Annotated in this window: 8 protein-coding genes; 5 read left to right on the top strand and 3 right to left on the bottom strand. The window is 65.9% G+C overall.

Annotation, left to right across the window (positions count from 1 at the left end; genetic code table 11):
* Positions 1 to 3 precede the first annotated feature (3 nt).
* Together gspE and gspD are read right to left on the bottom strand one after the other, a co-directional pair.
* Positions 4 to 1,497 carry a type II secretion system ATPase GspE gene (gspE, locus tag WT16_RS17065; RefSeq protein ID WP_041861546.1) on the bottom strand — a complete coding sequence of 498 codons (1,494 nt, stop codon included), beginning with the start codon at positions 1,495 to 1,497 and terminating at the stop codon, positions 4 to 6.
* Positions 1,494 to 3,764 carry a type II secretion system secretin GspD gene (gspD, locus tag WT16_RS17060; RefSeq protein ID WP_082874837.1) on the bottom strand — a complete coding sequence of 757 codons (2,271 nt, stop codon included), beginning with the start codon at positions 3,762 to 3,764 and terminating at the stop codon, positions 1,494 to 1,496. Before gspD ends, gspE begins: the two co-directional genes overlap by 4 nt.
* 382 nt (positions 3,765 to 4,146) lie before the next feature.
* Between gspD and WT16_RS17055 the strand changes: the two genes are divergently transcribed.
* Both WT16_RS17055 and WT16_RS17050 read left to right on the top strand, forming a co-directional pair.
* Complete coding sequence (locus WT16_RS17055) at positions 4,147 to 4,623, top strand: lytic transglycosylase domain-containing protein (RefSeq protein WP_063533747.1); 477 nt, start codon at positions 4,147 to 4,149, stop codon at positions 4,621 to 4,623.
* A 121-nt stretch (positions 4,624 to 4,744) separates the two neighbouring features.
* A complete protein-coding gene (locus WT16_RS17050; RefSeq protein WP_063533746.1) occupies positions 4,745 to 6,085 on the top strand; it encodes a GTP-binding protein in 1,341 nt (446 codons plus the stop codon).
* 102 nt (positions 6,086 to 6,187) lie between these two features.
* Here WT16_RS17050 and WT16_RS17045 read toward each other — a convergent pair whose 3' ends face one another.
* Positions 6,188 to 6,466, bottom strand: a complete 279-nt coding sequence (locus WT16_RS17045; RefSeq protein ID WP_004195781.1) for an HU family DNA-binding protein — start codon at positions 6,464 to 6,466, stop codon at positions 6,188 to 6,190.
* Positions 6,467 to 6,856: 390 nt separating this feature from the next.
* Here WT16_RS17045 and mnmC point away from each other — a divergent pair, with 390 nt between their 5' ends.
* The 3 genes from mnmC (at position 6,857) to WT16_RS17030 (ending at position 11,866) form a co-directional block, all read left to right on the top strand.
* Positions 6,857 to 8,821, top strand: a complete 1,965-nt coding sequence (gene mnmC / locus WT16_RS17040) for a bifunctional tRNA (5-methylaminomethyl-2-thiouridine)(34)-methyltransferase MnmD/FAD-dependent 5-carboxymethylaminomethyl-2-thiouridine(34) oxidoreductase MnmC (protein WP_063533745.1) — start codon at positions 6,857 to 6,859, stop codon at positions 8,819 to 8,821.
* A gap of 670 nt (positions 8,822 to 9,491) precedes the next feature.
* Positions 9,492 to 10,706: a cation:proton antiporter gene (locus tag WT16_RS17035; protein ID WP_059933116.1), complete on the top strand. Its 1,215-nt coding sequence runs from the start codon at positions 9,492 to 9,494 to the stop codon at positions 10,704 to 10,706.
* Between the two features lie 44 nt (positions 10,707 to 10,750).
* Positions 10,751 to 11,866 (top strand): YbdK family carboxylate-amine ligase, encoded by a 1,116-nt coding sequence (locus tag WT16_RS17030; protein ID WP_006023971.1) that lies wholly within the window; start codon positions 10,751 to 10,753, stop codon positions 11,864 to 11,866.
* The last annotated feature ends 101 nt before the right edge of the window (positions 11,867 to 11,967 follow it).

Genomic DNA, 11,967 nt, shown 5'->3' with positions numbered 1-11,967 from the left:
ACGCTATGCGCCTCCCGTCACGCGCAGCACTTCCTCGAGCGACGTCGCCCCCGCCGCGAGCCAGCGCTCGGCGTCGTCGCGCAGCGTGCGCATCCCGTTCGCGCGGCCGGTCGCGAGAATCTCGGCGTCGGCCGCGTTGCGGTGGATCAGCGAGCGGATCGAATCGTCAACGGTGAGCAGCTCATACACGCCGCGGCGTCCCGTGTAGCCCGAATGCCCGCACTTGTCGCAGCCGACCGGGTGCCAGACCGCGCGGCCGTCCTCGCGCCGCTCCTCCTTGCACACCGGGCAGAGCTGGCGCACGAGGCGCTGCGCGAGCACGCCGAGCAGCGACGACGCGAGCAGATACGGCTCGACGCCCATGTCCGTGAGACGCGTGACGGCCGACGCCGCATCGTTCGTGTGCAGCGTCGCGAGCACCAGGTGGCCCGTCAGCGACGCCTGCACCGCGATTTGCGCGGTCTCGAGATCGCGGATTTCGCCGATCATGATGATGTCCGGGTCCTGGCGCAGGATCGAGCGCAGCGCGCGCGCGAACGTCATCCCGATCCGCTCGTTCACCTGCGTCTGGCCGATGCCGGACAGATCGTATTCGATCGGGTCCTCGACGGTCATGATGTTGGTCGTCGCGGTCTCGAGCCGCGACATCGACGCGTACAGCGTCGTCGTCTTGCCCGAGCCGGTCGGCCCCGTGACGAGCACGATGCCGTGCGGGCGCGAGATCAGCTTGTCGAACTGCACGAGCGTGTCACGGCCCATGCCGAGCGCTTCGAGGTTCAGCCGCTGCGCATCCTTCTCCAGCAGACGCAGCACCGCGCGCTCGCCGTGCCCGGTCGGCAGCGTCGACACCCGCACATCGACGGGCCGCCCGCCCACGCGCAGCGTGATCCGGCCGTCCTGCGGCAGGCGCTTCTCGGCGATGTCGAGCTGCGCCATGATCTTGATCCGCGAGATCAGCGCGCCGTGCAGTGCTTTCTTCGGCCGCACGACGTCGCGCAGCGTGCCGTCGACGCGAAAGCGCACCACCGACGCATTCTCGAACGGCTCGATGTGGATGTCCGACGCCTGCTCGCGCGCCGCTTGCGTGAGCAGCGCGTTGATCATCCGGATGATCGGCGCGTCGTCCTCCGATTCGAGCAGATCCTCGACCTCGGGGATGTCCTGCATCAGCCGCGACAGATCGACCTCGCCCTCGACCTCGCCGACGATCTGCGCGGCGCTGCCGTCCTGGCGCGCGTACGCGTGGTTGATCGCCTGCGCGAGCTCGTCGGCCGGTACGCGCTGCAACGAGATCGCGCCGAAGTTGCGCGCGACCTCGGCGAGCGCGGCCGGGCTCGTGCGCTCGCTGATCCACACTTCGAGCGTGTCCGCGTGCTGGTGCGCGATCAGGATCTGGCCGGACTTCGCGAAGCCGTACGGCAACAGCCGCGCGGCGAGCGGCGACGGCGCGCCGGCGGCCGGCTGATCCTGAGTGCCTTGCGCGAGCGCCTGCGTCACGGACGGGCTCCCGGCGATGCGCTGCCGGCGTTGCTCGCCGCCGCGGGCGCGCTGGCGGGCGCGGGCGGCGCGAGCTGTTGACGGCGCATCTTGTCGAGATCGAACAGGTTCATCGCGGGCGAACCGCCCTGGCTCGGGCCGAGCGGCATCGGCGGGACGACCGGGTCGTCCTTGTCGCGGATGACGTTGTTGTCCGATTTGTACGAGCCCGTCACGCCCTGGATATAGTCGTAACGATTCGCCGTCACCGCCTGCGCGGTCTCGCGGTCATTGATGATCACCGGGCGCAGGAACACCATCAGGTTCGTCTTCTTCCGCTGCTTGCTTTCCGAACGGAACAACTGCCCGAGCCAGGGAATGTCGCCGAGAAGCGGCACCTTGCTGTTGGCAACCTGGTAACTGTCCTGCATCAACCCGCCCAGCACGATGATTTCGCCGTTGTCCGCGAGAATCGTCGACTGGATCGAACGCTTGGTGAAAGACGGCCCCGTCACGGCATTTTGCGTCGAAGTCTCCACCGCCGAATCCTCGGTGTAGAGCTGCAGCTTCAGGATGCCGCCGTCGGTGATTTGCGGCTTCACGTGCAGCGTGAGGCCGACGTCTCGCCGATCGTATGTGTTGAACGCATTGTTCGTGGTGCCGCTCGTCAGGTTCGAATACGAGCCCGTCGGGATCGGCACGTTCTCGCCGACGACGATTTTCGCCTCTTCGTTGTCGAGCGTGATCAGGTTCGGCGTCGACAGCACGTTCGCGTCGCTCACGCCTGCGAAGTACTGCAGCAGCGCGCCGAGCCCCTGCACGCCGAACATGTTGTGCAGCCAGCCGACGTTGAGCCCCTGGTTGAGGCTGGTGAGATTGGCGGCCACCCCGGCTCCGGTGGACGTGCCATTTCCAGCCGTCAGGTTGATGATGCTGTTGCCCGTAATGGTGCCGGCGGTGGCCGCGAGATTCGTGCCGGCGAGCAGCGCGCCGCTCGCCACCTGCCACTGGATACCGAGATTGCCGGCCGTATTCGAGTTCAGCTCGACGATGAGCGCCTCGATATACACCTGCGCACGCCGGAAATCGAGCTGGTCGATCACCGCGCGCAGGTTCCGGTATACCGGGTCCGACGCGGTGATGATGAGCGAGTTCGTCGCCGCGTCGGCCTGGATCATGCCGCCCGGCTGATTCTCGTCGCTCTTGTCCTTGTCGCCGCCCAGCAGGCCGGCGTTGCCGAGCCCGCCGCCGCCCATCGTGCCGCCCGTGCCGCCCGACGTGCTCGACGACGACAGCCCCGACGGCAGCGGCGGGGTGCCCGACGTGCCCGTCGAGAAGTTCGAGCCGCTCTGCGAGCCGCCCTGATTGAACGCATTCGCGTCGTTCGAGCTCGCCGACGAGCCGCTCTCGCCGCCCTTGCCGAGCATCCCGCGCAGCGTCTTCGCGAGCTTCACCGCTTCGGCGTTGCGCAGCGGCACGACGTGCATGTTGCCCGGCACGCCGCTCGGCGCGTCGAGCTGCTGCGCGATCTTCTTCGCCGCGGCGAGGCGCTGCGCGTTCGACGCGCGCAACAGCAGCGCGTTGGTCCGCGGATCGGCCTGCACGGTGACTTTCAGCGTCGCGTCGGTGTTGCCGATCGCGCCCGGATCGAGCAGCTTCGTGAGTTGCGCGGCGATGTCGATCGCATTCGCGTTCTTCAGCGGCACGACGGCGACCTGCGAGCCCGCCGCGCTGTCGACGCCCGCGATGATCTGCGCGATCCGGCGCACGTTGTCCGCGTAATCGGTGATGACGATCGTGTTGTTGGCCGGATACGCGGTGATCGTGTTGTTCGGCGAGATCAGCGGGCGCAGCACCGGAAGCAAGTTGTTGGCCGATTCGTTGCGCAGCTCGAACACTTGCGTGACGACCTGGTCGCCGCGCGCCTGCGGCGCGTTGCCGATGTAGGTCGGCACGCCCTGCAGCTTCGCGTCGGCTTCCGGCACGACCTTCAGGACGCCGTGATCCTGGACGAGCGCGAAACCTTGCATCCGGAGCGCGGACTGCAGCGTCTTCAACGCCTGGTCTTCCGGCACGGGGCGTTCGGCGACGAGGTTCAACTGTCCCTTGACGCGCGGGTCGACGATGATCGTCTTGCCCGTCGCGGCGCCGATCGCCTTCGCGACCTGGTCGATGTCCGCATTGACGAAATTGAGCGTGACCTGAGCGTGAGCGGCCTGCGCGGCGACAATTCCGGCGACGACGAGCGCCGTTGCGACGCGCCGCAAAGCAAAGCGAGTTCTTGTCATGGAGTGATGGATCGATGCCGGCGGCGACCGTTTCCGATGGTATTACGTAAGGTCAGGATCAAAAAAGCAGACATTAGCAGTTTTTCATGTCCGAAATATCACATTGAACCGGGAACTGTCTCACTTACGCCATAAAAAAATCGGGCGCGTATGCCGCACGTAAGTTTTCGCACGCGAAGTTTCGACCAGCGCCGGCACGATAATGCGGTATAAACGTGCTTGGCAAACGCCGTAGTCCGAACCAACCGAGTGGCCTCCCCGCGTGGCGAACCGTTCGGTTGCAGGTATGATACGGGCGGCCGGAGCGGCATCGCGCGAAAAGCGCGTGCGGGTTTTCCCGGCCTTCTGCGAAGCGTAAAACAATTCACCGGTTCATTTCCAGATGGGGAAGCGATTCGTCATTATCGCGATGTTCGCCGCCGGCGCATGGTTCGCCAGCGCGCCGGCTCGCGCCGACTGTTACGACGAAGCCGCAAAGTACCAGAAGGTGAACCCGCTGATCCTGCGCGCGATCGCGTGGCAGGAATCGCATAATCGTCCGGAGGCGCTCAACAAGAACGCGAACGGATCGACCGACTACGGCCTCATGCAGATCAACTCGATCCATCTGCCGACGCTGTCCCGCTACGGGATCACGAAGAACACGCTGATGGAGCCGTGCAAGAGCGTCTATATTGCCGCCTGGCATCTGCGCAGCAAGATGGACAAGTACGGCAACACGTGGCAGGCGGTCGGCGCGTACCATTCGGAAACGCCTTCGCTGCGCGACAAGTACGCGCGGCAGATCGCCGACATTCTCGTTCGATGGAAGCTGATGCCCGCGCCCGCCACGCAGGATACGCAAAGCGCGCAGCGCTAGCGCGCCGGGCCGCGCGCGGCCGTCTGTCCATATTTGATGCACAATGCGGCTTTCCCGCCGGCGCCCCCGTCCCCGGGGCGCGGCGGCTCGCTTCCCGCTTTTTTCGTTGGTGCGCACCGCAATGAACCAGCCGTTGCCCGTCACCGTGCTGTCCGGCTTCCTCGGCGCCGGCAAGACCACGCTGCTCAATCACATCCTCGCGAATCGCGACGGCCTGAAGGTCGCCGTGATCGTCAACGATCTCGGCGCCGTCAGCGTCGACGCGACGCTCGTGCGCGACGCGGCCGAGTTGTCGCACGTCGAGGAGCATCTCGTCGAGATGTCGAACGGATGCATCTGCTGCACGCTGCGCGACGATCTGCTCGTCGAGATCCGCCGCCTCGCGGCCGAAAACCGCTTCGACGCGATCCTGATCGAATCGACGGGCATCGCCGAGCCGATGCCGATCGCCGAGACCTTCACGTTCGTCGACGACGACGGCTCGTCGCTCGAGGACGTCGCACGCCTCGACACGATGGTCACCGTCGTCGACGCGTTCAACTTCCTGCGCGACTACGCGCGCGATGACGCGCTCGCGGAGCACGGCCTCGCCGCCACCGCCGAGGACGACCGCACGCTCGTCGAACTGCTGATCGAGCAGATCGAATTCTGCGACGTGCTCGTCATCAACAAGGCGGATCTCGTCGACGCCGACGCACTCGCGCGCCTGCAGCGGATCCTCGCGAACCTGAATCCGCGCGCGCGGCAGATCGTGAGCCGCTTCGGCGACGTGCCGCTCGCCGAAGTGGTCAACACCGGCCGCTTCGATTTCGACGCGGCCGCGAACGCGCCGGGCTGGCTCGCGTCGCTCGAGCATCGGCACGGCGACGATGAGGACGAATGCGATCAAGGCGATGGCCACATGCACAGCGAGGCCGACGAATACGGCATCGGCCACTTCGTCTATCGCGCGCGCCGGCCATTCCATCCGGAGCGGCTCTGGGCGCTCCTGCACGAAGAATGGAAAGGCGTGCTGCGCAGCAAGGGATTCTTCTGGCTCGCGACGCGCAACGACATCGCGGGCTCGCTGTCGCAGGCGGGCGGCGTGTGCCGGCACGGTCCGGCCGGGCACTGGTGGGCGGCGCAGGATCGCGCCGAATGGCCGGAGGAGGGCGACGCGCTGTACGACGAGATCGTCGCGGACTGGCACGGCGACCTCGCCGACACCTCGATCGGCGATCGCCGGCAGGAGTTCGTGCTGATCGGCGTCGGGCTCGACGCGGCGGCGTGGCGCGCGAAGTTCGACGCGTGCCTGCTCACCGACGCGGAGTACGCGCAAGGCAAGGACGCGTGGACGAGCTACGCGGATCCGTTCCCGGCGTGGGACGTCGACGATCATGACCACGACCACGACCACGACCATGACCACCACGATCATGATCACGACCGCGGCGACGACGCCGAAATCGTCCACCGCCACTGATCGTCAAAGATTGAAAAAGGCGATGCGGCGTGGCAAAAAAGCCGCGCCGAAAAGAAAAAACCCGCTGCTTCCAGCGGGTTTTTTGTTCGCGAACAGCTCGTTTCAGCGCTTGTTCACTGCGTCCTTGAACGCCTTGCCAGCCGTGAACTTGACCGTCTTGGCTGCCGGGATCTTGATGGTCTCGCCCGTCTTGGGGTTACGGCCGGTGCGCGCTGCGCGCTTGCCCGAACCGAAGCTGCCAAAGCCGATCAGTTGAACTGAGTCGCCTTTCGACACAGCCTTCTTGATCACTTCGAGGAGCGTGTCCAGCGTTTCGCCGGTTTGAGCCTTGCTGGCGCCCGTTTGGGCGGCGACGGCGTCGATCAGTTCCTGTTTGTTCATTAAGGTTCCTTTCCAGGTTAGGTTGACACGAACAGCGCGAACGCGCCGATTATACGTGCGCGAACCGTGCCGTCTATAGTGTGTGGCAACGGCACGGCGCAAAGTATTGCACCGCGCAACGCACCGTCGGGTTTGCCTCCTGGCAGCTCCGCGATACGGCGCTTGCTATGATAGCGCAGCGCAAACCCAATAACGACAAGGGTTTCAAAGATTTTCGAGCGAATTTTGTCGAGTTAGCCGCGTTCCGCGCGGCTTTCGCGCCGCGCGAGCCGGCTTTGCCGCGGCTCGGCCGAAGCCCGCACGCGGTTTCGTTGGATTTTGCCAACGCCAGGCGGGACGGGGCTTTCGCGGCGGTTCGCCGCATTTTCGCCGCCTTCTTTTTTGTTTCGCATGACCGATCGAATCGTTCCGGCGACGCTCGTCTTTCGCGAAGACGGCACCGTCGTCTCGCCCCTCTACGGCGACATCTACCACAGCGCGGCCGGCGCGCTCGCCCAGGCCGATCACGTGTTCATCCGCGGCAACGGCCTGCCCGAACGCTGGCGGAACAAGCGAACTTTCACGATCGTCGAGACGGGTTTCGGCACCGGCTGCAACTTTCTTGCGACATGGGCCGCATGGCGCGCTGATCCGTCGCACGGCGAGCGGCTTCACTTCGTGTCGGTCGAAAAGCATCCGTTCGCGCGCGGCGATCTGCGTCGCGCGGCCGCGCATATCGTTGCATATACAACCATCGAGCCGCTCGTCGACGCGCTCGCGAACGCATGGCCCCCGCTGACGCCGGGCGTGCATCGCCTCGAATTCGACGATGGGCGCGTCACGCTCACGCTCGTGTTCGGCGACGCGCTCGACGTGCTGCGCAATCTCGCGCTGCGCGCGGACGCGTTCTATCTCGACGGCTTCGCGCCGTCGAAGAACGCGGATTTGTGGTCGCCCGCGATCTTCAAGTCGCTCGCGAAGCTCGCCGACGACCACGCGACGTTCGCGACCTACACGAGCTCGGGCGCCGTCAAGCGCGCGCTCGACGAAGCGGGTTTCGCGCATCGGAAAGTCAAGGGCTTCGCCGGCAAGCGCGCGATGCTCGTCGGCGAGTTCGCGCCGCGCTGGCGCGTGCGGCGCCATGAGCCGCCGCGCGCGCTCGACGTCGGCACGCGCGATGCCATCGTGATCGGCGCGGGGCTCGCCGGATGCGCGCTCGTCGAACGGCTCGCCGCGCGCGGCTGGCACGTGACGCTGATCGAGCGCCGCGAACGGATCGCGAGCGAGGCGTCAGGCAACCCCGCCGGCGTGTTCCACCCGATGATCGCGCGCGACGACAACCTCGCGGCCCGTCTGTCGCGCGCCGGCTTCCTGCACGCGCTGAATCGCTGGCGCGCGCTCGAGCGCGCCGGCCACGCGTTCGCGCGCAGCGCGCATGGCCTCGTGCAGCTCGCGACATCGGACGACGAATTCGCGCGGATGCGCGAGAGCATCGACGCGCTCGGCGTGCCGGCCGAGCTCGCATCGACGCTGTCGCGCGATGACGCGCAAGCGCTGTTGCGAACCGACGTCGCGCACGGCGGCTGGCTGTTTCCGCAAGGCGGCTCGATCAGCCCCGCCGCGCTCGCGGCCGCGCAGTGCGCGGCGGCGGGCGACAGGCTTTCGCGTATCGTCGGCGTCGAAGTCGCGCGGCTCGAGCGCGGCGGCGACGGCCGCTGGCGCGCGCTCGACGCATCGGGCGCGACGATTGCGCAGGCGAGCGTCGTCATCGTCGCGAATGCGGCCGATGCCGCGCGCGTCGCCGGCCTGCGGCACGCGCCGACGCAGCGCGTGCGTGGCCAGTTGACGCTGCTGCCGCCGGGCAGCGCGCCCGCCGTGCCGCTGCCCGTGATCGGCGACGGCTACGTCTTGCCGCTCGCGAACGGCGTCACGCTGACGGGCGCGACCTACGAGCCGGACGACACGGATGCGGCGCTGCGCGAAGCCGGCCATCGCGAAAACCTCGAGCGGCTCGAACGGCTGCTGCCGGCATTTTCCGCGAACGCGCCCGATACGCTCGCGCTCACGGGCCGCGTCGGCTTTCGCTGCGTCGCGAGCGACCGATTGCCGCTCGTCGGCGAGCTCGGCGACGAAGCGGCGGCCGCTCGCGATGCGGCCGCGCTGGCGGGCGCGAGACTGCGCGACGTGCCGCGCGCGACAGGCCTCTACGGCGCATTCGGCTACGGCTCGCGCGGGCTCGTCTGGGCGACGCTCGGCGCCGAGCTGATCGCCGCGCAGATCGAAGGGGAGCCGTGGCCGCTCGAACGCGAACTCGCCGAAGCGATCGACCCGGCCCGCTTCCTCGTTCGCGCATTGCGGCACGGCCGCGTCGCCTGAGCCGCTCGCGGCGACGGCCATCACAGACGCGCCAGCCGGTTATCCACGCAGCCCTGTGGATAACCGCGCGAATTTCCCGCTCAACCGCTGTGCAACCGATGTGGACGTAAACGGGGTAACTTCGCACAGCCGCACAGACCCGAAAAAGTTGCTCATCGAAACTCTGTGCGGGCAAACAGGCTGTGCATCCGGTTATGCGGTCCGCAAGTACATGATCCGCCGACGTAAACGCGGGTTATCCACAGAAAATCGGCCGCCTTGTTAACTCTTACTACATATGTATACAGGTTTACCTCAAGATAAAGAGGTTAGCCTCCTGCAATCGGCCACCGTCTGCCCGATTTCCATCCGGACCGGAAGACCTGTGGCACAATCGGTTTCCTTCACGCATGTCGTGGCGCAGCGCCACGATGGCATCAACGGAACGGCCGGCTCGAATTCGAATCTGAGAATTTGAGATCGCGCTGTCCATTCGCACACGTCAGGCCGACCCGGATCGGCCGCAAGCCCGACTGACCGCACCCTTTTCAGCGACGCGGGCTTACCCCATGTCCTAACGGTCGTACAGAACAACGAACGACAGGGCAACCCCTCATCCAGCGCGCATCATTCGCTCGACTCGCTCGATCCGCGTCGCCGGAGGTTGCCTTCCAAAGGAGAAGTCACCACGATGAAGTCAGCGTTCTCGTTTCTACCCAACTGGCCGCTCGTCCCGGATGCGATTTTCTGGGCCGGCTTCGCGCTCTTCGCCGCCGGCCTCTGCGGCGAGCTCTGCTATCGCGCATGGCGCCTGCCGCGCATCACGGGCTATGCGGTGATCGGCCTCATCGCCGGCTCGTTCGGCTTCGGCGTGATCGACGCGAGCACCGACGACACGTCGCGGCTCCTCGTCAACGTCGCGCTCGGCCTGCTGCTGTTCGAGCTCGGCAGCCGGCTCGACCTGCGCTGGATCCGCCGCAACCCGTGGCTCATCGCGTCGAGTCTCGCGGAGGCGACGCTCACGTTCGTGCTCGTGCTCGCGGTGCTGCTGCTGCTCAAGGTGCCGGGGATGATCGCGCTCGTGCTCGCGGCGATCGCGATCTCGACGTCGCCCGCGATGGTGATCCAGTTGAAGACGGAATTGCGCGCGGAAGGGCAGGTGTCGCAGCGGCTCATCACGCTGTCCGCGCTGAACAGCGTCTACGCGGTCGTGCTGACGAAGCTCGTCACGAGCTGGCTGCATCAGGAAGCGTACGGCAACGTGTTCGCGACGATCCTGCAACCGATCTATCTGCTCGCCGGCTCGTTCATCGTCGCGTATCTGTTCGCTCGCGCATGCAATTATCTGTTCAGGCACGTCGCCGCGACGATGCGCGACGAGCATTCGTTCGTCGCGCTGTTCGGCCTCGTCGTGCTGGCGATTGCGGTCGCGCAGGTGCTCAAGCTGTCGACGATGCTCACGCTGCTGCTCGCCGGCATCATCGTGAAGAATCTCGAAGCGCGTCCGCAGTTGTGGCCCGAGCATTTCGGCACGGCCGGCTGGCTTCTCACTGTGATCCTGTTCGTGCTGACGCTCACGTCGTTCGAATGGCAGGACGTCGTCGCGGGCGGGCTCGTCGCGGGCGCGCTGATCGCGACACGCTTTGTCGCGAAGCTCGTCGGCGTGCTCGCGTTCGCGAAGCCGAGCGGCCTCGGCGTGAAGCAGGGCGTCGCGCTCGGCTTCTCGCTCGTGCCGATGTCGGCGCTCGCGTACCTGCTCGTCGACGACACCTACCAGCTCTACCCGAATTTCGATCCGCGCCTGCGCGCGGTCATCATGTGCTCGATCGTCGTGCTGCAATTGATCGGGCCGCCTGTCGTCTATCGCAGCCTGTCGGCCGTCGGCGAGCGGCGCGACGCGAGCTGATCCGCGCGCCCGACGCTTACCGCCCCGTTATCCGGAACCACGCCATGGCACTCGAAACCTTCGTCAATTCCGAACCGTTCACGTTCGGCATCGAGCTCGAAATCCAGATCGTCAATACGCACAACTACGATCTGACTAAAGCGTCGTCCGATCTGATGCGGCTCATCAAGGATGCGAAATTTCCCGGCAACATCACGCCGGAGATCACCGAAAGCATGATCGAGCTGTCGACGGGCATATGCAGAACGCACGATCAGGCATTGGGCGAACTGCACGCCATCCGCGACACGCTCGTCAACGCGGCCGACCAGCTCAACGTCGGCCTCTGCGGCGGCGGCACGCACGCGTTCCAGCAATGGAGCGAGCGGCAGATCTTCGACGCGCCGCGCTTCCAGTACATCTCCGAGCTGTACGGCTACCTCGCGAAGCAGTTCACGGTGTTCGGCCAGCACGTGCACATCGGCTGTCCGGACGCCGACAGCGCGTTGTTCCTGCTGCACTCGCTGTCGCGCTTCATTCCGCATTTCATTGCGCTTTCGGCGTCCTCGCCATACGTGCAGAACGTCGACACCGGATTTCATTCGGCACGCCTCAATTCCGTGTTCGCGTTTCCGTTGTCGGGCCGCGCGCCGTTCGTGCTCACCTGGCACGGCTTCGAGGAATACTTCACGAAGATGGTGAACACGGGCGTCGTCAACAGCATGAAGGACTTCTACTGGGACATCCGCCCGAAGCCCGGCTACGGAACGATCGAGGTGCGCGTGATGGACACGCCGCTGTCGGTCGACCGCGCGGCCGCGATCGCGTGCTACATCCAGACGCTCGCGCGCTATCTGCTGATCGACCGGCCGCTCAAGCTGTCGGAGGACGACTATCTCGTCTACACGTTCAACCGTTTCGAAGCGTGCCGCTTCGGGCTCGAGGGCACTTGCGTGAATCCGCAGACGGGAGAACGCCGGACGATCGCCGAGGACATCCTCGACACGCTCGATCGCATTGCGCCGCATGCGGCTGCGCTCGGCTCGCGCGCGGCGCTCGACGAGATCGGCGCGCTCGCGAAGGCGCGCGTGAACGACGCGTCGTGGCTGCGGACGATCTTCAAGCAGGAAAAATCACTGAACGAAACGGTTCGCCAGCAGTGCCTGCGGTGGCGCGAGTGAAAAATAGTTTTGCAAATCCTCGCACTCGACGAGCACCGGTTCAGGTTTACCTCGACGTATACGTATGTAAACGTAGTAGTAGTTAACAAGCCTCCGCCGAT

Origin of the sequence: Burkholderia sp. MSMB1589WGS (genome assembly GCF_001636105.1) — a bacterium.
Taxonomy (GTDB): domain Bacteria; phylum Pseudomonadota; class Gammaproteobacteria; order Burkholderiales; family Burkholderiaceae; genus Burkholderia; species Burkholderia humptydooensis.
This window is presented reverse-complemented; position numbering and strand designations above follow the sequence as displayed.